Origin of the sequence: Pseudomonas sp. FFUP_PS_473, from assembly GCF_002858665.1 — a bacterium.
GTDB classification, from domain to species: Bacteria; Pseudomonadota; Gammaproteobacteria; order Pseudomonadales; family Pseudomonadaceae; genus Aquipseudomonas; species Aquipseudomonas defluvii.
Map to the genome: position 1 here is coordinate 195,667 of NZ_PJQQ01000001.1, position 22,647 is coordinate 218,313.

At 61.7% G+C, this 22,647-nt stretch carries 19 protein-coding genes; 12 read left to right on the forward strand and 7 right to left on the reverse strand.

What is annotated here, in order from left to right; translation table 11 throughout:
* Window positions 1-65: 65 nt before the first annotated feature.
* Window positions 66-347 carry a DUF3303 domain-containing protein gene (locus CYD26_RS00960; protein ID WP_065757618.1) on the forward strand — a complete coding sequence of 94 codons (282 nt, stop codon included), beginning with the start codon at window positions 66-68 and terminating at the stop codon, window positions 345-347.
* Window positions 348-454: 107 nt separating this feature from the next.
* Here CYD26_RS00960 and CYD26_RS00965 read toward each other — a convergent pair whose 3' ends face one another.
* From CYD26_RS00965 to galB, 3 genes are read right to left on the reverse strand one after another with little or no spacing between them, the layout of a single operon-like run.
* On the reverse strand, window positions 455-1,531 hold the full coding sequence (locus CYD26_RS00965; protein ID WP_102051586.1) for a 4-oxalomesaconate tautomerase: 1,077 nt from the start codon (window positions 1,529-1,531) through the stop codon (window positions 455-457).
* Between the two features lie 2 nt (window positions 1,532-1,533).
* The gene (locus CYD26_RS00970; protein ID WP_102051587.1) at window positions 1,534-2,250 is read right to left on the reverse strand and encodes a 4-carboxy-4-hydroxy-2-oxoadipate aldolase/oxaloacetate decarboxylase; all 717 of its coding nucleotides are present in this window, start codon (window positions 2,248-2,250) and stop codon (window positions 1,534-1,536) included.
* Window positions 2,247-2,981: a 4-oxalmesaconate hydratase gene (gene galB, locus CYD26_RS00975; RefSeq protein WP_102051588.1), complete on the reverse strand. Its 735-nt coding sequence runs from the start codon at window positions 2,979-2,981 to the stop codon at window positions 2,247-2,249. Before galB ends, CYD26_RS00970 begins: the two co-directional genes overlap by 4 nt.
* 157 nt (window positions 2,982-3,138) lie before the next feature.
* On the opposite strand from galB, the gene CYD26_RS00980 reads away from it, so the two are divergent.
* Window positions 3,139-4,347 (forward strand): LysR family transcriptional regulator, encoded by a 1,209-nt coding sequence (locus CYD26_RS00980; RefSeq protein ID WP_099775025.1) that lies wholly within the window; start codon window positions 3,139-3,141, stop codon window positions 4,345-4,347.
* 39 nt (window positions 4,348-4,386) lie between these two features.
* On the opposite strand, the gene CYD26_RS00985 is transcribed toward CYD26_RS00980, so the two are convergent.
* The 3 genes from CYD26_RS00985 to CYD26_RS00995 all read right to left on the reverse strand — a co-directional run bounded on the left by CYD26_RS00985 (window position 4,387) and on the right by CYD26_RS00995 (window position 8,412).
* Window positions 4,387-5,634 carry an OprD family porin gene (locus tag CYD26_RS00985; RefSeq protein ID WP_102051589.1) on the reverse strand — a complete coding sequence of 416 codons (1,248 nt, stop codon included), beginning with the start codon at window positions 5,632-5,634 and terminating at the stop codon, window positions 4,387-4,389.
* A gap of 152 nt (window positions 5,635-5,786) precedes the next feature.
* The gene (locus CYD26_RS00990) at window positions 5,787-7,049 is read right to left on the reverse strand and encodes a gallate dioxygenase (RefSeq protein ID WP_099775021.1); all 1,263 of its coding nucleotides are present in this window, start codon (window positions 7,047-7,049) and stop codon (window positions 5,787-5,789) included.
* Between the two features lie 25 nt (window positions 7,050-7,074).
* Window positions 7,075-8,412 (reverse strand): aromatic acid/H+ symport family MFS transporter, encoded by a 1,338-nt coding sequence (locus CYD26_RS00995; RefSeq protein WP_099776685.1) that lies wholly within the window; start codon window positions 8,410-8,412, stop codon window positions 7,075-7,077.
* Window positions 8,413-8,796: 384 nt separating this feature from the next.
* Between CYD26_RS00995 and CYD26_RS01000 the strand changes: the two genes are divergently transcribed.
* The 4 genes from CYD26_RS01000 to CYD26_RS01015 all read left to right on the forward strand — a co-directional run bounded on the left by CYD26_RS01000 (window position 8,797) and on the right by CYD26_RS01015 (window position 12,747).
* Window positions 8,797-10,020 (forward strand): SfnB family sulfur acquisition oxidoreductase, encoded by a 1,224-nt coding sequence (locus tag CYD26_RS01000; RefSeq protein ID WP_102051590.1) that lies wholly within the window; start codon window positions 8,797-8,799, stop codon window positions 10,018-10,020.
* Between the two features lie 26 nt (window positions 10,021-10,046).
* Window positions 10,047-10,712 carry a methionine ABC transporter permease gene (locus CYD26_RS01005; protein WP_102051591.1) on the forward strand — a complete coding sequence of 222 codons (666 nt, stop codon included), beginning with the start codon at window positions 10,047-10,049 and terminating at the stop codon, window positions 10,710-10,712.
* Window positions 10,713-10,810: 98 nt separating this feature from the next.
* Window positions 10,811-11,581, forward strand: coding sequence for a MetQ/NlpA family ABC transporter substrate-binding protein (locus tag CYD26_RS01010; protein WP_102051592.1), 771 nt, complete (start codon window positions 10,811-10,813; stop codon window positions 11,579-11,581).
* Window positions 11,582-11,619: 38 nt separating this feature from the next.
* Window positions 11,620-12,747 (forward strand): methionine ABC transporter ATP-binding protein, encoded by a 1,128-nt coding sequence (locus CYD26_RS01015; RefSeq protein WP_102051593.1) that lies wholly within the window; start codon window positions 11,620-11,622, stop codon window positions 12,745-12,747.
* An 81-nt stretch (window positions 12,748-12,828) separates the two neighbouring features.
* On the opposite strand, the gene CYD26_RS01020 is transcribed toward CYD26_RS01015, so the two are convergent.
* Entirely contained in the window at window positions 12,829-13,926 is a 1,098-nt protein-coding gene (locus CYD26_RS01020; RefSeq protein ID WP_099775011.1) for a sigma-54-dependent Fis family transcriptional regulator, read from the reverse strand.
* A gap of 550 nt (window positions 13,927-14,476) precedes the next feature.
* Here CYD26_RS01020 and ssuD point away from each other — a divergent pair.
* From ssuD to CYD26_RS01050, 6 genes are all read left to right on the forward strand, one after another.
* Window positions 14,477-15,631 (forward strand): FMNH2-dependent alkanesulfonate monooxygenase, encoded by a 1,155-nt coding sequence (ssuD, locus tag CYD26_RS01025; protein ID WP_102051594.1) that lies wholly within the window; start codon window positions 14,477-14,479, stop codon window positions 15,629-15,631.
* 120 nt (window positions 15,632-15,751) lie between these two features.
* On the forward strand, window positions 15,752-16,942 hold the full coding sequence (locus CYD26_RS01030; RefSeq protein WP_102051595.1) for an MFS transporter: 1,191 nt from the start codon (window positions 15,752-15,754) through the stop codon (window positions 16,940-16,942).
* Window positions 16,943-17,076: 134 nt separating this feature from the next.
* Window positions 17,077-17,547: a DUF2271 domain-containing protein gene (locus CYD26_RS01035; RefSeq protein WP_102051596.1), complete on the forward strand. Its 471-nt coding sequence runs from the start codon at window positions 17,077-17,079 to the stop codon at window positions 17,545-17,547.
* 20 nt (window positions 17,548-17,567) lie between these two features.
* Window positions 17,568-19,787, forward strand: coding sequence for a PepSY-associated TM helix domain-containing protein (locus tag CYD26_RS01040; RefSeq protein ID WP_102051597.1), 2,220 nt, complete (start codon window positions 17,568-17,570; stop codon window positions 19,785-19,787).
* Window positions 19,777-20,727 (forward strand): FAD:protein FMN transferase, encoded by a 951-nt coding sequence (locus tag CYD26_RS01045; protein ID WP_256587927.1) that lies wholly within the window; start codon window positions 19,777-19,779, stop codon window positions 20,725-20,727. Before CYD26_RS01040 ends, CYD26_RS01045 begins: the two co-directional genes overlap by 11 nt.
* Before the next feature lie 445 nt (window positions 20,728-21,172).
* Entirely contained in the window at window positions 21,173-22,603 is a 1,431-nt protein-coding gene (locus CYD26_RS01050) for a hypothetical protein (protein ID WP_102051598.1), read from the forward strand.
* Window positions 22,604-22,647: the final 44 nt, after the last annotated feature.

Sequence of the window (22,647 nt, forward strand, 5' to 3'; positions counted from 1 at the left end):
GGTTGTTAGGCGGGCTCGGTGCGCGAACCGAAAAACAGGTGCCAATCCCTGGCAGGAGGTGGCCGATGTTGTTCATTGTCAGTTGGTCAATTTCGTCGGAACGTCGTAACGCGGCAATCGAGCGGTTTCTCAAGACGGGAGGCGCTCCACCCGCAGGTGTGACCCTGCTGGGGCGCTGGCATGCCATCGGCCGCATGACCGGTGTCGGTATCGCAGAAGCCAGCGATGCCGCGCTGATGCAAAAGTGGGCACTTGAATGGACGGATCTCATGAGCATGGAGATTCACCCTGCACTGACCGATGAGCAGGCGGCGCCGTTACTCGCCGCAGTGATCGCCAACAAATAGCCCGTGACGGGCACAATGCCGCTGGCAAAGGTACCGTCGGGTCGCTGAAGCCCAGCGCTCCCTTTGCTGGCTGGCATGCAACCACAGTGCGACCCCATCGTTCCTGCTCACTGCTGCGACAGCGATTCCGGTACACAGACCCTTCCTTCGAACAACAGCCTGGCGGTACGGATCAGGCCGCAGCCGGCGATCTGGCCGTTGTGCAGGCGGATCTCGACGCTGAACTCGCCGGTTGGATGCTCCACCGATATTCGCTTTACCTCACCGCCCGGTAGGTGCGCGATGGAGTGTGCGACAGAACCTTCGATCAGGCAGGCGGTGGCCGCACTCACGGCCCCGAACACGCCGATAGCGGTATGGCAGCGGTGGGGGATGAACGAGCGGGTGCTGATGCTGCCACCCGACTGCGCCGGTGCGACCAGGCACATTTTCGGTACATTGCGCGCGCTCACGTCACCCAGGTTCATACGTGGCCCTGCCTGCAGCCGGATCGACTCAAGGCGGGCCTTCAGCAGCGTGTTTGCCTCCAGTTGCTCGGGGCTTTCCTCACCACTGCAGCCCAGGTCTGCGGCGCGCACCAGCACGACCGGCATGCCGTTGTCGATGCAGGTCACTTCGACGCCGTCGAAGACATCCCGCGCATTGCCGGTTGGCAGCAGCGCGCCGCAACTGGAACCGGCGACATCCGCGAACTCGATGAGTATGGGCGCGGCCTGACCAGGTACGCCATCGATCCGGGTTTCGCCGGCGTAGCAGATGGCGCCGTTCGGTGTCGGTACCTGCGCGACCGCGACTTGCCCGGTGTTTTCCATGAAGATCCGTACCGGGGTGATGGCTGCGTGAATCGCGACCAGCCCCTTTTCGATGGCGAACGGGCCGACACCCGCAAGAATGTTGCCGCAGTTCTGGCCGTAATCCACCCGTGGTTCATCCACCAGTACCTGAGCGAACAGGTAGTCAACGTCGGCATCGGGTCGGTCAGACGGCTTGATGATCGCGACCTTGCTGGTGAGCGGGTCGCTGCCGCCAATACCGTCGATCTGGCGTTTGTCCGGTGAGCCCATGACCGCGAGCAACAGGCGGTCGCGCTGTGTCGGTTGGCTGGGCAGGTCGCTGGCCAGGAAGTAGGCACCCTTGGAGGTGCCACCGCGCATCAGCAGGCAAGGTATACGTACCTGGCTCATGCTCAGCCCTCCAGTTCATCCAGGCTATCGACGTAGCGCAGGCCCTTTTCGGCCAGGCGCTGGCGCATGTTGTAGAGGTCCAGGCCGAGTTCGCCATTGGCCAGGCGTACACGCTTTTGCTCCTCCAGGTCGGCGCGTTTGCGCGTGGCCTCTACGACCTGATGCACCTCGTTGTGGCGTACGACCACGACGCCATCGTCGTCGCCCACCAGAACATCCCCGGGGTTGATCAACTGGCCGGCGCAGACCAGCGGCAGGTTGACCGAGCCCAGCACTTCTTTCACCGTGCCCTGGGCGTTGATGGCGCTGGACCAGACCGGGAAGCCCATCTGACGCAGTGTGTGGCTATCACGGATGCCGGCGTCGATCACCAGTGCGCGTACACCGCGTGCCTTGAGCGAGGTGGCGAGCAAGTCGCCGAAATAGCCGTCGGTGCAGGGTGAACTGGGTGCCACGACCAGGACATCGCCTGGCCGGCACTGTTCGACGGCGACATGAAACATCCAGTTGTCGCCCGGCGCCACCAGTACCGTGACGGCTGAGCCGCTGATCGACACCCCTTGCTGGATGGGCCGCAGCGACGCGCCGAGCAGCCCCTTGCGCCCTTGTGCTTCATGCACCGTGGCTACGCCGAAGCGCCCCAGTTCGTCGATCAGCGCGGCGTCGGCACGGGGGGCGTTGCGTACGACAATCCCGGTTTTTCCGATCAGTGCGCTCATGCCAGGTGCTCCGTAACCCGTGGAAAGAGGCTCTGGTAACCCTCGGCGTAGACAATGTTGCGACTAGAGGTGATGCCGACATTGCGTTTGGCCTGTACGCCCCGCTGCAGTGCCACGCGGGTGTAGTACTCCCAGAGGTGTTCCTGACCGGCCATGCACTGGATCGCAGCGTACTTCTTGTCCCAGACCTCCGTGATGTCGAGGAACACATCCGGGCGCCACTCGCACTGCTCTGGTTGGTGCGGCTCGAAGCTGTAGACCGGCGGTGCCCCGAGGATTTTCTCGCCGGGGTTGTAGCCTTCGGCCTGGGCGATGATGCGCGCCTCCTGGGTCAGGTTCATGGCCAAGGGGTGGTCATAGTTGTAGGGGTCCTTCAGCGAGTGGCTGAGGACAAAGGCCGGTTGCACGCGACGGAACACATCGGCCAGGCGAAACAGGGTGTCTGTATCGGCACGCATCGGGTAATCGCCGATGTCGAAAAACTCGACGCTGGCTCCCAACACCTCTGCTGCTGCCAGGGCTTCGTCACGGCGCACGGCCTTGACCCGCTCCTCGCTCATGTCGCCCTTGCGCCACAGCTTGGCGGACTCACCGCGTTCACCCATCGACAGGCAGACGATATGTACGGCATAGCCTTGTGCGGCATGCAGGGCGATGGCGCCGCCTGCGCGCCAGACGAAATCGGCGGAATGTGCGCTGACGACCAGTGCGGTTTTCTGTACATCGATCATGGCGAGGTGTCCTCCTGCTTTTTGAAAAGCATGTCACTCAGCGCCACTGGCGAATAATGCGTTCAGTTGTTCGAGGTATGCGTTTTTCTTATTGATGTCCTCAAGACGCAGGGGCATAGTTCCGCCAGTATGAGACTTCCAGAAGGTATGAGCACGAATGTTGGCTGATGAGCTTCCAAACCTGATGCAGGTGCGAGCGTTCGTTCGTGTGGCTGAACTGGGCAGCGTGTCGAAGGCCTCCGAGGCTGTTTACCGGGCGCAGTCCGTGGTCACGCGGGCAATCGCCGAGCTGGAGGCGCGCCTGGAGGTGCCGCTGTTTGAGCGGCATGTCAACGGCATGCGCCTGACCGACTATGGCGCCCGGGTGCTGCCCCGAGCACGGCGTGTCCTGGCGGAGCTGGAGACGGTGCCACGCCTGCTGGAGGGGGCAGCGGGCAAAGCGGTCGAGCCGCTCTACCTGTTCCAGGCCCGGCGCTTGCAGGTGTTCGTCAAACTCTGCGAGACCTGCCACATGCAGACGGTGGCGCGCCATTTTGGCTTGAGCCAACCTGCCGTCAGTGCGGCGCTGAAGGTGCTGGAGGGTGGTTGTGGGCAATCGCTGTTCGAGCGAACACCACGGGGCTTGCAACCGACGCGGGCCAGCCACGAGATTGTCTTTCCGATCCGTCGTGCGCTGAACGAACTGCGGCATATTCAGGCCGATATCACCGCAATGCGCGGCACATTGCAGGGTGTGGTGCATGTCGGCGCGCTGCCGTTGGGGCGTACCCGCATACTGCCGGACGCCATCGTTCGGCTCACGGCCGCGCACCCCGGCATTCGCGTGATCACCAACGAGAGCCCGTTCGACCTGCTGGCCACCGAACTGCGGGCCGGCGATGTCGATTTCATTCTGGGGGCCTTGCGTTCGGCCGACTATGCCTCGGACCTGGTCGGCGAGGCCTTGCTGACGGAGGAAATGGTCATACTGGCGCGCCGTGACCACCCGCTGTGCAGCGTGCCGGTTGGACGCGAAGCGCTCAGTGAGGCGCACTGGGTGTTGCCACGGGCCGGCTCGCCGGCGCGGCAATTGTTGGACGCGTGGTTCACCGACTCGGGCCTGGCCGTGCCCTGGCCGGTGGTGGAAAGTGGCGACTTGGCGATCATTCGCGGGCTGTTGCTGCGCTCGGACATGCTGGCCATTGTGTCCGCCCACCAACTGGAGCAGGACATTGCCTCGGGGGCGCTGTGCATCCTGCCGGTGCAGTTGAAGCAGACTACCCGTGCCATTGGCCTGACTTACCGCAGTGGTTGCCTGCATTCGCCCGCCGCGCAGGTCATGATGACGATCATTCGCCAGGCGATTCGCGAGCAGGTGGATGGCTAACAGGCCGGCCGAACGTTCGGCCAGCCTGTTGCGGGTGGATCAGAGCAGGCTGAGCGGATAACTGATGATCAGACGGTTCTCGTCGAAGCTGTTGGTGCTGCCCCAGTCACGGCGGATGCTGGAGTTGCGCCATTTGACGTTGAGGGCCTTGAAGCTGCCACTTTGCACGGTGTAGGTCAGTTCGCTCTCGCGGCCCCATTCGGTGCCATCCGTGGTGCTGCTGTTATGCACGTCGGTGCCGTGAATGTAGCGGGTCATGAAGGTCAGGCCCGGTACGCCGAAACCGGCGAAATCGTGGTCGTAGCGCAGTTGCCAGGAGCGCTCCCTGGCGTTTTCGTAGCTGGAGTTGAAGCTGTCGTTGGCCAGCACGCCGCCACTGGTGCCGTTGACGCGGAACCACTCGTCTTTACCCATGACTTTCTGCAGCCCGACATAGAAGGTGCTGGCGCCGTACTTGGCGGAGAACAACCCGGAAGCGGTGCGGTTGTCCAGTTCGCCAGCCCGCGCGCTGCCGTCTTCCTTGCCCCAGAAATAGCCGAGGTTGGCGCCCAATACCCAGCGCCCCAGCAGTTGTGAGTGCTGCAGTTGCAAGTATTGTTGCTGGTAGATGTCCTTGAGTTCGGCGTTCCACAGGCCAATCAACGTGCGGTCCTGATTCAGCCGGTATTCGCCGCCTGCAAAGTTGAACCGGTCAGTGGTGTACGCGGTACGGGTGAACAGCGACAGGTCTTCCATGCTGGCGTCGTTGCGCGGGCTGTTGCCGCGGATTTGCCCGCCGTAGAGGGTCAGGTGGTCGATTTCCCGCGAGCTGATCTGGGCGCCCTGGAAGGTCTGCGGCAGTGACCGTGCATCATCGGCGCGCAGGATCGGCAGCACAGGCATCCACTCGCCGACTTTCAGTTCGGTTTTCGATACGCGGGCCTTCGCCGCAAGGGCCAGGCGTCCATAGTCGTCTGCAGGCCGACCGTCGTCATGTACCGGCAGTAGCTGGGTGTTGGTGGTGCCTTTGCCGCCATCGAGCTTGAGGCTGTAAAGGCCGAGTACATCCAGGCCAAAGCCGACGGTGCCTTGGGTGAAGCCAGACTTGGCGTCGAGAATGAAGCTCTGCGTCCATTCTTCGGCCTTGCCCTGTCTGGTCTGATCGACGAAGTTTCGATTCAGATAGAAATTTCGAAGGGTCAGTGTCGCACTGGCGTCATCGCTGAAACCCTCTGCGAACCCCTCCAGTGGCAGTGCAGATGCAATCGCCAGGGTGCAGAGCAAGCGAGGGGTGACGGTTGTTTTCATTGTTGTTGTTCTCCGTTTTTTGAGCAAAGCGTGGCCCGCCGCCCCGTTGCAGGGCAGGTCGAATGGGGCTGTTGCAGGGTGGCCTGGGCGGGCGCTGGTGCAGCGGGTGGGGGTAGGGGCCTTCGCCTTTTCGCGCGGGCCCCGCCCATGGATCAGCGTGCGGTTTTACCTGCGACCGAGTACAGCACTTGCTGGTTGCGGGTTTTCATGAAGTCTTCCAGGCTTTGCCCGCGCATGGCTGCATAGACGTGCAGGTTGGGGATGCCGAGGACGGCGGCGAGCTTCTCCAGGACGAAGAAGATCGCGCCGTAGTGAATCAATCCCCGCCAATCACGTCGGCGCAGCAGGTCGCGTTCTTCTTCGCTCAGCCCGGCTTCCTCGAACAGGGTTTCGGGTGCGTCCAGAAAGCGCTGGCGCCAGTTCGGTTCGATCATGCGGTGCAGGAACTTGTTCAGGCGATAACCCTTGGCACTGCGTTCCAGTGTGAACGGGTAGGTGCCTTCCAGCTTCTCGATACCGGCCAGTTGACGGCCCATGTGTTGCAGATGACGTGCGTTCAGTTCGGCCGGCACTGGGCGCGCCTGGTTTTCCAGCAGCAGCGTGGCGATGCCGGTCATGGAGGGCAGGTAGTAGTCGTAGTGCAGTTGCTTCACCGTCGATGACAGCGCGCCGCGCATGATCAGCCAGGTGATCACTTCTGCACCCTCCATGCCGCCGAGTGTGGCGTATTCGGCCAGGGTCATTTCACTCAGGCGCACCGGGTCGTTGACGAACAGGTCAATGAACTGGGCATCCCACTGCGGGTTATTGAAGCCGCAGCGCTCACCATGCACCTGATGCGACACACCGCCGGTTGCCACGATCGCAACCTTGAGGTCTTGCGGGTAGCTCTCGATGGCGCGGCGCAGGGCCTGGCCCAGTTTGTAGCAACGCGCTGCGCTGGGAACCGGGAACTGCAGGACGCCGACCTGAAGGGGGACGATTTCCACTGGCCAGTCGGGTTCACAGGGTAGCAGGGCCGACATGGGCGAGAAGAAACCGTGATCCAGCGGTTTGTCGCGGAAAAAGCCCATGTCGAACTCATCGCTCATCAGGCTTTCGCCGATGTGCCGTGACAGTGCCGCATGGCCCCTGATGGGCGGCAGCGCACGTGGGTTGCCACCTTCATCAGCCACGTCGTAGCGCTCGTCGACACCCAGGGTGAAGGCGCCGTAATGGTCAAAGAAGAATGATGTGACATGGTCATTGAAGATGTAGAACAGCACATCGGGTTGCTGTTCCTTCAGCCAGGCCTTGATTGGCTCGAAGCCTTGGAAAATCGGCGCCCAGGCTGCCTCGTCCTGTTTATCGTGATCGACTGCGAAGCCGATGGTTGGGGTGTGCGAGACCGCAAGACCACCAATAATACGTGCCATGTGAGTTTCCTTTAAACGAAGCGGATCATTGCGCGATCAACGTCTGGTTGGCGCGGCGCCTTGCCTGACCGTTGGCCAGAATCGCCAGGGCCGCGATGAAGGCCGGCAAGCCAAGGAGGGTGAACAGGGTGGGCAGGCCCAGCCCCAAGCTTAGAATCACGCCACCGATCAGCGAGCCGAAAATCGCCCCGAAGCGACCGATGCCGAGCATCCAGCTGACGCCAGTGGCGCGAAAATCCGTTGGGTAGTAGTTGGGCGCAAAGGCATTCAGGCCGGTTTGCGCACCGCTCATGAAGAAGCCTGCGGCAATCACGCCTACGGCCAGCAAGTTCGACTCCAGGCTCAAGGCCCCAAGCAAGAGGATGAAGGTGCCTCCCAGGGCATAGGATGTGGCGATGACGCCGTTCGGGTTGCGGCGGTCCATGATCCAGCCGACGACGATGGCGCCGACGGTGCCGCCGATCTGGAACAGGCCGGTCAGGGTGGCTGCCCGCTCGATACTCAGGCCGCTGTCACGCAGCAGTGTTGGCAGCCAGCCCATAGTCAGGTAGATCACCAGCAGGCCCATGAAGTAGGTCATCCAGAGTGCCAGGGTACCGAGGCGATAGCGCTCACTGAACAGCATGCGTACAGGTGCTTTATGCTGGGCCTTGGGTTCGGCAACGGTAAAGCAGGTGTTCGCATCGAAGGTGCCGCCCAGCCGGTTCAAGACCTTGGCGATCTGGCTCGCGGGTGCATTGCGCGCCGCCAGGAAACGCGCCGACTCAGGCAGCAGGAACCAAAGAGCGGGCAGGAGCAGCAAGGGCAGAATACCGCCGGCCATCAGTACCGATTGCCAGCCATGCAGAGGGATCAGCCAGGCGGCCAGCAGCCCACCGGCACCCGAGCCCAGGTTGAACCCGGTGAACATGAGGGTGATCAGCAGTGAACGATTGCGCTCGGGGAGGTATTCCGAGAGCAGGGTCGTGGTGTTTGGCAATGCCGCGCCCAGCGCGATACCGATCAGCAGGCGCAAGGCCGCCAGCTCATAAGGGTTGCGGGCAAATGCACAGCCCAGGCTGAGGAGGCTGAAGCCGGTCACGGCGAAAACCAGTACCCGCTTGCGCCCGAAGCGGTCGGCGTAGGGGCCGGCGGTCAGGGCACCTATTGCCAGGCCCACCATGCCGGCACTCATCACTGGGCCGAAGGCCGCACGGGACAACCCCCATTCCTGCATCAGCGAAGGGGCGATGAAGCCCATGACCGCGACGTCGAAGCCGTCGAACAGGACAATGAGGAAGCACAAACCGAGAATAAGCCACTGGTAGCCTGTCATGGGCCGGTTGTCGATCCACGCTTTCACATCGACAGTTTGATTGAGCATGCGCATTCACCTTTTGTTTTTGTAGTGGTGAAAATTCCGCCGGGCATTCGAAAACACTGATGACCGGCAGGAATCACCTGACCGCATCGCGGAGTGGGGTGAGTCTACGGCTGCAGGCCGTGGGACGGCCTCTTGGAAATCTTTAAGCGGGTATCGCTTTTGTTTATCGCGGGGGTTTTCTGCGTAGCAGGACGCTGATTCCTGGCGAACTGTTCGCCAGGCAACAGGCACCCAACACTTTGTTGCTTTTTACACTGCTTGGATTTCAAAAATAATCATAAGCTACTGAAATATAAGGATAAAAATACTGGCATGGCTCCTGCACTGCCTCATCAAAAGGCCGCCGAAGGTGGTGGCCGACGATGAGTAAGCCGTGAGGAACCTATGCCGAACACCCTGACCAGCGCGCACTACCCACTTTCCGAGCCGGATGCGCATGTGATCCGCAGCGATGCCGAAGCCATTGCCGTTGCGCACAAGGTTGCAGCTTTCCTGCTGGAGGGCGACGCCGAGCGTGATCGCCAGCGCCAGGTGCCCGCCGAGGTGGTGGATGTGTTCTCCAACAGCGGCCTGTGGGGTATTACCGTGCCCAAGGCCTTCGGTGGCGCTGAGGTGTCCTACGCCACCCTGGCCGAAGTGATTGCGATTATTTCCGCGGCCGATGCGTCGCTGGGGCAGATTCCACAAAACCACTATTGCTTGCTCGAAGACATCCGCCTGCAGGGCAGTGAGGCGCAAAAGCGCTTTTTCTTCGGCCTGGCGCTCAAGGGCAATCGTTTCGCCAACGCACTGTCCGAGACGGGCGGCAAGACGGTACAGGACATCCAGACGCGCTTTACCCACGATGGCGAGTCCATCGTCATCAATGGGCGCAAGGGTTACTGCACCGGTTCGCTCTACGCTCACTGGCTGGGCGTCTTGGCGCTGGATGCCGAGGGCAGGGCGCACCTGGCCTTTGTGCCACGCCACACCGATGGGCTGACCGTGGTCGATGATTGGGCCAGTATCGGGCAGCGTAATACCGCCAGCGGTACGGTACTGGCGCAGAACCTGCGGGTACCGGCGTTCAATGTGTTCCAGACTTACCGCTCTTACGAGAACCCGACCCTGGCCGGGCCGTTTGCGCAGATCACCACCGCCGCCATCGATGCCGGTATTGCCCAGGCTGCGCTGCGCGACACCGTGCGCTTTGTGCGTGAGCATGCGCGGCCATGGATCGACGCCGGGCTGGCCAAGGCCAGTGAAGACCCGCTGACTATCGTCCAGGTCGGCAACCTGAGCATCCGCCTGGAGGCTGCAGAAGCATTGCTGGAGCGCGCCGGCAAGGTCATGGACAGCGTGCGGGCGGCGCCGGACGAAGACGGGGTGGCACGGGCTTCGGTGGCCGTCGCCAAGGCCAAGGTACTGACAACGGAAATCGCCCTGGAAGCCAGTAACCGTCTGTTCGAACTGGGCGGCACGCGTTCCTCACTGGCCCTGCACAACCATGACCGGCATTGGCGCAACGCCCGCGTGCATACCCTGCACGACCCGGTGCGCTGGAAGTACCACGTGGTGGGCAACTGGTTGCTCAATGGGGTTAAACCGCCACGCCATGACTGGTCGTAGGGCGGACTGCACTGGGGAGTGAAGGGATGAACGAACTGTTCGCCAATCTCAATGGTGGGGAAATCGCTCAGGCCTGCCTCGATACCCTGACCATGCTCGGCGCTGCGCTGAGCTTTACCGTGCTGTTGGGCTTGCCGTTGGGGGTGTGGCTGTACCTCACCGGCAAACAGCAGCTGCACGAAACCCCGGGTGTGTACCGCGGCCTGTCGGTGCTGGTGAACACCCTGCGTTCGTTGCCGTTCATTATTCTTCTGATTGTTCTGGTACCGGTAACCACGCTGTTGACCGGTACTTCGCTGGGCGTGGCAGGCGCCATTCCGCCGCTGGTGGTGGGCTGCACGCCGTTCTTCGCCCGGCTGGTGGAAACCGCCCTGCGCGAGGTCGACCGAGGCCTGGTTGAGGCAACCCAATCCATGGGCGGCAGCACCTGGCAGATCATCTGGCACACCTTGCTGCCTGAAGCACGCACCGGGCTGATCGCTGCCGTGACCGTCACCGCCATTGTCCTGGTGGATTACACCGCGATGGCCGGGGTGATCGGTGGCGGTGGCCTGGGCGATCTGGCCATTCGTTTTGGTTATCAGCGTTTCCAGACCGATGTGATGGTGGTCACCGTGCTCTTGCTGATTGTCCTGGTGCAGGTCCTGCAGGTCAGCGGTGACCGGTTGGTGGTGCGTTACAGCCGACGCTGAAAAATGCCCTCCCGAGTGGCAGCCGGGTAGTGCTGCCAACTGTGGCCCCACGTCCACCCCACGACGGCCAATCTTCTATTGTTCAAGGAGTCACTGTAATGAAAAAGGCTATTGTCATGCTGGCTGCCGTGGTCGCATTCAGCGTACAGGCGGGTGAAAAACTGATCGTGGGTGCTACCCCGGTTCCCCATGCGGAAATTCTCGAATTCGTGAAACCGGCACTGGCCAAGGAAGGCGTCGATCTGGACATCAAGGTGTTCTCCGACTTCATCCAGCCCAACCTGCAACTGGCAGAAAAGAACCTCGACGCCAACTACTACCAGTACCGGCCGTTCCTCGACGAGTTCAACAAGACCCGCCACACCAACCTGGTGCCGGTGGTCGGCGTGCATATCGAGCCCTTTGGCGCCTATTCAACCAAGATCAAGGACTTGTCGGAACTCAAGGACGGCGCCTCGGTGGCAATTCCCAACGACCCGGTCAACACAGGCCGGGCATTGGTACTGCTGCATGAAGCTGGCCTGATCAAACTGAAAGACCCAAGCAACACCCTGGCGACCCAGCGCGATATCGCCGAGAACCCGAAGAAACTGAAGATTCGTGAGCTGGAAGGCGCACTGTTGGCGCGCTCGGTAAGCCAGGTCGACCTGGCTTTCGTGTTTGCCAACTACGCCCTTGAAGCCGGTATCGACACCCGCAGTGCGCTGATTGTCGAGAAGGGCAAGGACCTCTACGTCGAGTACCTGGTCGCCCGTCCGGACAACCTGCAGAGCCCGGCCGTGCAGAAACTGGCCAAAGCGCTGAACTCGCCACAGGTGCGTGAATTCATCCTTGCCCGTTACAAAGGCCAGATTGCCCCGGGGTTCTAAGCCCTGTCGGCATCGTGGCTGTCAGGAAGCCCATTCAGATGACCCAGCACACTGCACTCCAGGTTGTACCTGATGATCTGGCGCCGGCGCCCTCCGCCCGTCGCGAGGCACAGGTGAGCACCCTGCATGAACCGGCGCATATCCGCCTGCAAGGGGTAGGCAAGCACTACCCGGGCAATCCCCAGCCAGCGTTGAGCAACCTGAACCTGGCAATTCGTCACGGTGAGGTATTTGGCATCATTGGCCGTAGCGGTGCTGGCAAGTCATCGCTGATTCGCACCCTCAATCGCCTCGAGCAGCCGAGCAGCGGTCGGGTGCTGATCGACGATCAGGATATCGGCCTGTACAACGCCGCGCAGCTGGTGCAGTTGCGGCGGCGAGTGGGCATGATTTTTCAGCACTTCAACCTGATGTCGGCGAAAACCGTCTGGGACAACGTGGCACTGCCCTTGCGCATGGCCGGGGTGGACAAGACGCAGATTGCCAGCAAGGTCAGCGAACTGCTGGCTCTGGTGGGGTTGCAGGACAAGCATCAGGCCTACCCGGCGCAACTGTCCGGAGGGCAGAAGCAGCGCGTCGGCATTGCCCGTGCCCTGGTGCACCAGCCGCAGATCCTGCTTTGTGACGAGGCTACCTCAGCCCTTGACCCGGAAAGTACTCAGGCAATCCTGGCCCTGCTGCGCGATATCAACCGCCGTCTGGGCCTGACCATTGTATTGATCACTCACGAAATGGAAGTCATCCGGGCGATCTGCGACCGGGTGATGGTGCTGGAGCGCGGTGAGGTAGTGGAGCAGGGCGAGGTCTGGCAACTGTTCGGTGACCCACAGCATGAGGTCACCCGCACCCTGCTGGGCCATCAGCTCAGTGACGTACCTGCCGATCTGCAACAGCGATTGCACGCCGGGCCGGGGGCCGTGACGGATGAACGGTTGTTGAGCCTGCAGTTCAGCGGCCACCGGCATGAGGTGGACCTGCTGGCGATTGCCCGGGCTCTGGGGCCCCAGAGCCGTTTGCTGCACGGTGGTGTCGAGCGTATTCAGGGGCGCGCCCAAGGGCGCTTGCTGGTCGGCGTGCCGGTTCAGGGCGATGCCGAGGCGCTGATCGCAAAAGCGGCGACGCTGGCCGACCGGGTGCAGTTGCTGGGGTACCTCGCGCCACGCTGAAGGGGCTTGCGCTGTTGAAGCTGAAAAGCCCGGGGCTATCGATGGGATAGCCCCGGGCTTCTTTGTACTGATCACGGGTGTTCAGATTGAAAGGTTGAATGCCCTGGCACCGGTCTCGCGTGGTGCGGGTTGGCGTTTATTGACCACCAGCTCGCCGCTTTTGATCAGCATTGCCCGGGTGATGTTGCGGCTCAGGCCGAGCAGGTTGGCGGTGTGCACCTGGTTGTAGTGGGAGAAACGGTAGGCGGCGCGCAGCAGCAGTGCCTCGACCCGTTCATGCAAGGCACCGCTTTCCTCTTCGAACAATTTCTGGAAGGCCTGTTCCAGCAAGGCTTCGGCGCTGTCGTTGTGGTTGCTGCTCTCCTGGCGCTCTATGCGCAAATTGGACAGGTGCAGGTCATGTGCGCGTATCAGGTTGTCACGGCAGATCAACAACGTGTGGTGAATGACGTTTTCCAGCTCGCGAATGTTACCCGGCCAGGAATAGTTCACCAGTTTCTGCTGGGCCTCGGCATCCATCACAATCTCGCCGTAGCCCAGGCGTCGGCTGTACTCGGCAATGAAGTGGCGAATCAGCGGCAGGATATCGCCTGGTCGTTCACGCAGAGGGTTGAGTTCCAGGCTGACGACGTTCAGGCGGTAGTAGAGGTCCTCGCGGAAATGTCCGGCATTGATCGCCTTTTCCAGTTGTACGTTGGTGGCGGCCAGTACCCGCACATTGATCGGGATGCTCTTGCGTGAGCCCAGGCGCACCACTTCCCGCTCCTGCAGCACGCGCAACAGTTTGACCTGGATGGGCATTGGCAAATCGCCGATCTCGTCAAGGAACAGCGTGCCGCCGTTGGCCTCTTCAAACCAGCCGGCCTTGGCGCTCAGGGCGCCGGTGAAGGCGCCTTTCTCGTGACCGAACAACTCGGCTTCCACCAGCGTTTCAGAGAAGGCGCCGCAGTTCACCGCGATAAACGGCTTGTTGCGCCGGGCACTGAGGTTGTGCAGGTGACGCGCCACCAACTCCTTGCCGGTACCGGTTTCACCAATGATCAACACGCTGGCGTCACTGGGCGCGATCTGTTGCAGGTGCGCCAGCAGCGCTTGCGATTTAGGGTCTTCGAAAACCTGCGCAGTGGCGCGGATCGACGTGGCCAGTGCGGGTGAGGGCGGCAGCGTGAGTAGTTGCATGATCGGGCCTATGAGTAAAAAGACGGTGTTTGTAGCGCCCCGTTTGGCGCCCAGCCGTTCAGTCGTAGACGGGCTGTTGGGCTGGCAACACTGCTGAGCTGCGTAAGGCACAACAGTATCGGTGTGTGCGGTGTTGAATGTAATTGATCTAACAAAAATTAAATAAAGACATTTTAGTTATTAGCTTAAGGCGTTGCCGTGACGTGCCGGGCGGCTCTGGATCGCGACCTGTGGAATTTTCTGTGGGTTCCCGGTGCAGGTGTTTTCCTGGCAACAGCCAATCAACAGTGTTGTTGGCTGGGCAATAGTTGCCACGCCGTCAGCGGGCTATGAGCGCTGGTCGCCCTGCTGGTTTTCTCCGGCCCGAGAGGCTTTGAGCCAGGCCTGGCAGCAACTGGTACAGCTCTTGCTCACCGCTGTCCCATACAGCCACGTTGCTGCTCAGCGCGCCGCAGAGCGCGCGCAACATACCGACGGCACGGATGCCGCGCGCCTTGCGCCAGAACGGGTTGCCCTGTCAGCCGCGCATTTATTATTGAGGCCTGTACCTATGAGCTTGGAGATTTTCTGGTTTCTACCCACCTCTGGTGACACCCGCTACCTGGGCAAGTCGTCGTCCGGTCGCCCGGCGACCAACGCCTACATGCGCCAGATTGCAGTGACCGCTGAAAGCCTGGGCTACGACGGTTTGTTGATTCCAACCGGCAGCAGTTGCCTGGACCCGTGGGTCACCGCTGCGAGCCTGGTGCCGGTGACCCAGCGGATCAAACTGCTGGTCGCATTGCGCACCTCGGTGAGCGGCCCGACGGTGGCGGCGCGGCAAGCCGCCACCCTCGACCAGGCGCTGAACGGCCGCCTGCTGCTCAATGTCGTACCCGGTGGCGATGCCACTGAGCTGGCGGCAGAGGGCGTCTACCTCGATCACGACCAGCGCTACGAAGCAGCAGACGAATTCCTCACCGTGTGGCGCCAACTGCTGGCCGGCAAGACCCTGGATTTCCAAGGCAAACACGTCAACGTCAAACAGGCTTCGAACGTCTTCCCTCCAGTGCAGACACCCTATCCACCGCTGTACTTCGGTGGCTCCTCGGCAGCCGCCCATGAGCTGGCGGCCAAGCACGTGGATGCTTACCTGACCTGGGGCGAACCGCCGGCCGCGGTGGCCGAAAAAATTGCCGATGTGCGTGAACGTGCGGCGAAATACGGGCGTACAGTGCGTTTTGGCGTGCGTCTGCATGTGATCGTGCGCGAGACCACCGAGCAAGCCTGGGCTGCCGCCGAACGGCTGATCAGCCACCTCGATGACGACACCATTGCCAGCGCCCAAGCCAACTACGCCCGCATGGACTCCGAAGGCCAACGACGCATGGCCGCCTTGCACGGCGGGCGGCGCGACCAACTGGAAGTCAGTCCGAACCTCTGGGCCGGGGTCGGTCTGGTGCGTGGCGGCGCGGGCACGGCATTGGTCGGCGACCCACAAACGGTTGCGGCGCGCTTGCAGGAGTACGCCGAACTGGGTGTCGACAGTTTCGTACTGTCGGGTTACCCGCATTTGGAGGAGTCGATTCGCTTTGCCGAACTGGTATTCCCGCTGTTGCCCGGGAAAAAACCGGTGACGCTAGCAGACCAAGTACTGACGGGTGGCGCTTTCGACGCCCGTGCGACGGTAAAACCTGCGGTGAACGAGCCAGAGGTCCTGGCGTAATCCCAAACATGACGATGGCCAAGGCGCAGGAGGCGGGCAGGGCGATCGACTATGCTCTGGTTGCATCAGCGGCGGGTGTGTAGTTCCCGCCGGCCAAGGTCATCGTCAGGGGGCTACTCGATGAACAGGGGGGCCGATCGTTCGCTTCCACGTATCCCGCGAACGGTCTGGACGCTGGGTTTTGTCAGCCTGTTCATGGACCTGTCGTCCGAGCTGGTGCATAGCCTGTTACCACTGTATCTGGTGGGTGAGCTCGGCATCAGCATCCTGGCGGTAGGTATCATCGAAGGGGTGGCAGAAGCCACCGCCCTGATCGTGAAAGTGTTTTCCGGGGCGTTCAGCGACTTCATCGGGCGGCGCAAGGAATTGTTGTTGCTTGGCTATGGCCTCGCGGCCCTGACCAAGCCACTGTTCCCGCTGGCCAGTTCGGCAGGCGTGGTATTTACCGCACGTATTCTGGACCGGATCGGCAAAGGTATACGCGGCGCACCACGCGACGCACTGGTCGCCGATGTGGCGCCCGCCGCCATTCGCGGTGCCTGCTTTGGCTTGCGCCAGGCGATGGACACCGTGGGCGCCGTTCTCGGGCCGCTGCTGGCCATTCTACTGATGAGCGTGTTTGCCGGGGCGATTTCGTCGGTTCTGTGGTTTGCCGTGATTCCAGCAGCGCTGGCCGTTGGGTTGTTACTGGTGGGGATCCGCGAGCCTGTCCATGAGGCTGGCGAGCGGCACTTCCGTGCGCCGTTGCGAGTGGCCTCGTTGAAGCAGTTTTCCGCCGAGTACTGGTGGGTCGTGGCCATTGGTGCGGCATTTTCACTGGCACGTTTCAGTGAGGCGTTTTTGATCCTGCGTGCGCAGCAGGCAGGTTTCGCGGCCACCTGGGTGCCTGTGGTCATGGTGGTGATGGCGGGTTTCTACATGGTGTCGGCATACCCGGTCGGTAAGTGGTCTGACCGCGTGAGCCGCACGTCGCTGTTGTCCATGAGCCTGGTGTTGCTGATACTGACGGACGTTGTTCTGGCGCATGCCCAAAGCGCCTGGGCGATGATGGTCGGCGTTGCGCTGTGGGGGCTGCACATGGGCTTTAGCCAGGGCACGCTGGCCACACTGGTCGCCGATACCACGCCCGCCGCTCTGAAAGGCACGGCATTCGGGGTGTTCAACCTGGTCAGTGGGCTGGCCTTGCTGCTGGCGAGTGTGATTGCCGGCTGGCTTTGGCAAGCCTATGGTGCGGCGATGGCGTTCTACGCCGGTGCCGTGTTTTCGGCGCTGTCATTGCTCCTGCTGTTGGGCAAAACGCGCGCTGACTGACCTGGCCCGTACCCGCGCTGTTGGTGCACAAGCACCTTAAGGAACCCTTAAGCACCGCTGAAAGCCTGTTCAGCTTCCATTAAGTAATGGCCGTTATCGTGAAGCCATCTTTTCCTCTGCCTGAGGGCTTCTCGATGAAAAAGGCTGTCTTTTCCCTTGCACTCGCGGGTGTCGCCGCTGCCCCAGCATTTGCTCACGCTCGGGAAGTCACCCTCACCAGCACCCTGCAATCCTATCGGGGCAACGGTGCCTATGTTGCCATTTACCTGACCGATGCCCAGGGCAAGTACGAACGGACCCTGTGGGTGGCCGGCAAGAAGGCCAAGTACTACAAGCACCTGCGTGACTGGGCCCGTGGTAGCGGCCTGAATGCTGCCGAATTCGACGGCGTCAGTGGCGCCAGCGTCGGCAGTGGTGAAACGCTGAAAGTGTCGGTGGACATTGCTGATGCATTGATCGACGCCGGCTATCAAATCCGCATCGATACCGCGGTGGAAGACAAGCGCGAAAACAGCGCCGAAGTTCAGGTGCCGCTGACCCGCGAAGGTTCAGGCAAGGCCATGTCGGGCAACGGTTACGTCGATAGCTTCCGTTACGATCTCTGATACCGGTGAGGTACAGGCTAATGCTGCGCAAACTTCATTCATGGCCAGGTGTGGCGCTGAGTGTGCTGGTCATGGTCGTCGCCCTGAGTGGTGTGACCCTGGCACTGCAACCGACACTCACGCGTCTGGATGTCGGCAGCCCGCTGCAGGGGGTCAGCGCCGCCGTCGTCGCCTCGCGGATCACCCAGCAGGTTGCCGGTGTCGAACTGATCGAGCGCGCGCCGTCAGGCGAAGTTCGGGTGACCGTCGATTCGAAGCACGGCGGCGACACCTTGCGTGTCGATCCGCGCACAGGGGCAGCGCTTGGGTCCTATGAGCCGGGTGCCTTCATGGCCTGGATGCGGGACTTGCACCGTTCGTTTTTCTCGGGCGATGTGGGGCGCGGCGTCAGTGGTGTCGTCGCCCTGGCGATGGCGCTGCTGTCACTGTCTGGTGTGGTGCTGTTGGCCCGAAAAATGGGCGGGTGGCGCATGCTGCTGTCCCGGTCAACGGGCGAACGTTCTCAGCGCTGGCACTCGGCCGCTGGCCGCCTGAGCCTGCCGGGGCTGATACTGCTGTCGGTGACAGGCCTGTACATGTCCGGTGTCACCTTTGGCCTGATCGACGATGGCATGGCGCTTGAGCCGGCCTATCCCAGCCAGGTTGCACAAGGCCCGCATGCGGCCGTTGCTGACCTCAAGGCACTCAAGGCGGTTGATATCGCTGACCTGCGTGAGCTGGAGTTTCCCAAGCCCAATGACAGCAACGGAGTCATCACCCTTAGAACTGCGTCTGGCGATGGCTACGTCGACCCGGCAACAGGCGAACTGCTGAATTATCGGGCCCACACGCTGACGCGTCAGGTGTATGAGACGGTCTATCAATTGCACACCGGCGAAGGCTACTGGTGGTTGAGCCTGCTGTGTGGTCTGTGTGTGTCGGCAGTGCCGTTGTTGGCCATTACCGGCACACTGATCTGGTGGCAACGGCGCAGGCTGATGCCGACACTGCGTGCCAACGTCGGCGCGCAACAGGCGGATACCGTGGTGTTGGTCGGCAGTCAGTCGGCGACCACCTGGGCATTCGCCAGTGCCGTGCATGATGCGCTGACGAACGCTGGCCATGCCGTGCATACCGCCACCATGAACAGCTTGCAACCGCGCTATCGCCAGGCCAAGCGCCTGCTGGTACTGACCTCGACCTACGGCGACGGCCACGCCCCGGACTCCGCCAGTGCGTTCATGGCGCGTCTGCAACAGGCACAGTTGGGCCCGGACCTGAGCGTTGCGGTGCTGGGCTTTGGTGACTCGCGTTTCAAACAGTTCTGCGCCTATGCCCACCGGGTACAGGATGCCTTGCAGGGCGCGGGTTGCTCGATGTTGCTGCCCTTGGCAACGGTTGACCGTGGCGATGCCGAGGCCTTCAGCCAGTGGGGCAGTGCCCTTGCCGAACAATTGGGGGTCGAATTGCTGCTGAAACCGGCACGCGTCTCGGTGCCGACACGCAGCCTCGAATTGATCGAGCGGGTGGTCTATGGCGAAACCGAGGCAACCAGTACCGCCGTCTTGCGTTTTGCACCGGTACCCGGCAGCGGTCGTAACCTGCTGTCCCGATTACTGGGCAAAGACCGCTTGCCAGCGTTCGAGCCCGGTGACTTGTTGGGTGTGGTACCGAGCCGCGGGGAAGAGGCGAGGTTCTACTCGATTGCCACCAGCCGTAGCGATGGGGTGGTGGAGATCTGTGTGCGCCGGCATGCGCAGGGGCTGTGCTCGGGATACCTGCATACGCTGCCGCTTGGCGGTCGCATCGAAGCGTTTGTTCAGCAACACCCGCATTTCCGCCCCAGTGCCGGGCAGGCACCGGTCATTCTGGTGGGTGCGGGTACCGGGATCGGACCTTTGGTAGGTTTTATCCGCAAGAACCACCGGGCGCGCCCGATCAACCTGTACTGGGGTGGGCGTTCGGCCACAACGGAGTTCCTCTATGAGGACGAACTGGGTACCTACCTGGAGGACGGACGGCTCCACCACTTGAGCACGGCGTTTTCTCGCGGTGCGGAGCGTGCTTATGTTCAAGACCGTATTCGCGCCGATGCGCTGAAGTTGCAGGCGCTCATCCAGAGCGGTGCGCAGGTGCTGGTCTGCGGTGGGCGTGAAATGGCAGAAAGCGTCAGGCAGGTGTTTGATGGGCTGTTGGCACCCATTTGCCTGAACGTCGAAACCCTTAACGTACAGGGGCGATACCGTGAAGATGTGTTCTGAAGCGGCGGCGCTTGAGCGCTACAGCCTGAATGGCGAAACCATGGGAACCCGCTACAGCGCCGTCTTCTATGCGCCAGAGGGCCAGGACTTGGCGGTGTTGGGTGCGCAGTTGTTTCAGGCGGTCGATGTCGTGGACCAGCAGATGTCCACCTGGAAGCCCGAGTCCGTGTTGATGCAGTTCAACGCCTTGCCGGTGGGGGCGTGGAGGGTGATTCCCGACACCTTGCTGTGGGTCTTGTCGACTGCGCTGCGTATTGAGCATGAGTCACAGGGGGCCTTCGATATCGGCGTGGGCGACCTGGTCAACGCCTGGGGGTTTGGTGCGGGCGGCCAATCCGCCGAACTGCCGCTGGTGAAGGGTAGCCAGAAGCGAAACCGCGCCTCTGCGGCCCTTGAACTCGACTTCAGCGCTCAGCGTGTACGTAAACGCTTGCCCATTACCCTGGACTTGAACGGCATCGCCAAAGGCTTTGCTGTCGACCAACTGGCTCACTGCCTGGAACAGGCGGGCATCAGGCATTACCTGGTCGGCATCGATGGCGAGATGCGTGCCGCCGGGCACAAGCCCTCGGGCGAACCCTGGAACATCGCGATTGAAAAGCCGCTGCGTGGCCGGCGAGAGGTGATGGGGGTCATGGAACTCAGCGATGCCTCCATCGCCACCTCCGGTGACTACCGGCATTGGGTCGAGCGCGACGGCGTAGTGTATTCACACACCATGGACCCGGCCCGTGGCCGCGCACTCAGCTCGCCGCTGGCGGCGGTTTCGGTGGTTGCCACCAGCTGCATGTACGCGGATGCCTGGGCCACCGCGTTGATGGTGCTGGGCCCGGATAAAGGCGTTGCCTTGGCGCAGCAGCGGGGTATGGATGCGGTGTTTTTGCTGCGTGACGGCTATGGATTCAAGCAGATCGCTGTATTGGATGGCCAACTGCAATAGTTGGCACCTTGGTATTTACCCCCGCCAATACCGTCGTAGGCAAGTCACTTCACAGGGGGCTTGCCTGCGATATCCCGCGCCAAGACGCCCGCGCTTGGCGCTCTGAGTGAGCTTCAGAAATTTCCTACTCGGTTTGCTGAAACGGATGAGCGCGTATTGGCTTACTGTTGAATGAATAGGAAAAAGTACTGCGGCCTGTCCGACACGTTAACTGGATACCCCACTCACTGTCCTCTCACGGAGCGAGAAATGATTGTTCGACTGATTACAGGCGACCTCTGCGGATTCACGACAAAGCCTGGGACAGGCGTTGCGCCTGCGCGTTTGTCCTCTAAACGTCCTATGGCTCTGTAGGAAACATCTATGGCCACCTTCATTCTTCTTCCCGACCTGCTCTCGCGGTCGAACACGGTCGTCAGCTTTTCCGGTACAGCAGGTAAGCACTATGAGTAGCGTTCATGACCAGGCCATGCAGTATGTCTATCGACAAGTTCTTCAGCGGCTGATGGAGCGCTTTTCCCCGGCTCAGCGCGCTTCATTGCAACTGTTGATCCAGCGCGTGATCGTCGCCGCGGGCGGCTATGAGCGGGTCGGTAGCTTCAAAGTGATGTATGCCCATGGGGGTGGCAAAGACAGTGTTCATGCCCTGGCATTTCTGCGGGCTGCGCAATTGAGCATTGCGGCTCGCGCTCAGGCGACCTTCAACCTGCGAATTGCCACTGCCCGGCATGCCGGCATGACCGCTGACGTCATTGCGAACATCGAGCGTGGTTACTCGGCACTGTTTGTCCAGGATGATCCGCGTGTTGAAGTGCTGGTGCTCGATGATGGTGTCATGCAGCCGTTCGACAGTGCTCAGCTCTCGTCGCCGAACCAGCGTCAGGCAGACCGCAACGATCTGTTGTTGGCCGGGCATCTGGCGGGCGGGGTGGCTTGCCCCCCATTCTGTGGGTGCTGTTACGCGGGCCTGGCCGACCTGTACCGGCATGCAATGGCATGGGACGGCGGTGTGGATGCGGTCATCAGCGCCGACCCCTTGCCTGAGCGCAAGCGCTACCTGGCCTGGGGGCGGCGCAAGCTGAGGCGAGCGGGTGTTGGCCTCAGTGCCCAGGTTGCGACATTTCCCCGGGCGATGATCGACGCGCTGAGCGCGGTGCGGCGTCAACACCTGCAACGGTTGCTGGGCCTGCCGCTGCAAACCCAGTACTTCTCCGGCAATCAACGTCCTTTGCGGTTCATTGCGATCGATGATCTGGTTCACCAGCCGTTTGACGCGGAGTGTGAGGTGTTAAGCGCGTTTCTTGGTTTCCAGTGCAGTGAGCATTCGTGCGTGCTCAGCGAATCGGATTGCGTCACGCCACTGCTGAGCGCGCACCTGTGGGGCCTTCGGCGCGAGCATGTGCACGGGCAGTGCTACGCGGACGGCGTGAGCGATTACCTCAAGCGAGCCGGTATTCGGATGCAGCGCAAGCAGATGTCGCCGCTACTGCAGCGCGAGGTCCTGGTAGCGTGGCAGGGCGCCGATCAGTTGGCACAGCGTCGCCAGCAGGCCGCTGATCTTGCCTCTCAGGCCTATGGCTTGAGTGAGGCTCAGTTGATCTGTCTGCTGTTTGCGCCCTTTATCGAAGGCGGCAAGCGGCTGGAGCCGTTTTTGCGCCAGTGTCACCCCGGTATGCTGGTTGCATTGCCCTACATGCACAAGGCGCTGCGTGAGCAGCGGGCACCTGAGCCGGTTGTTCAGTGGCTGGTGAATATCAGTGGCTTGCCGCTGTCGACCTTGCAGACGTTGTACTGGCTTGAAGCCGAGACGTTGAGTAAAACGCTCTGTCACCCGGTAAGCGATCTGTCGCCTGGCAGGGCCATGGCAAGCCGCTGATCACGGGAAGTTGCCAAGAGAGCTGATCTGTATGTATAACCAGT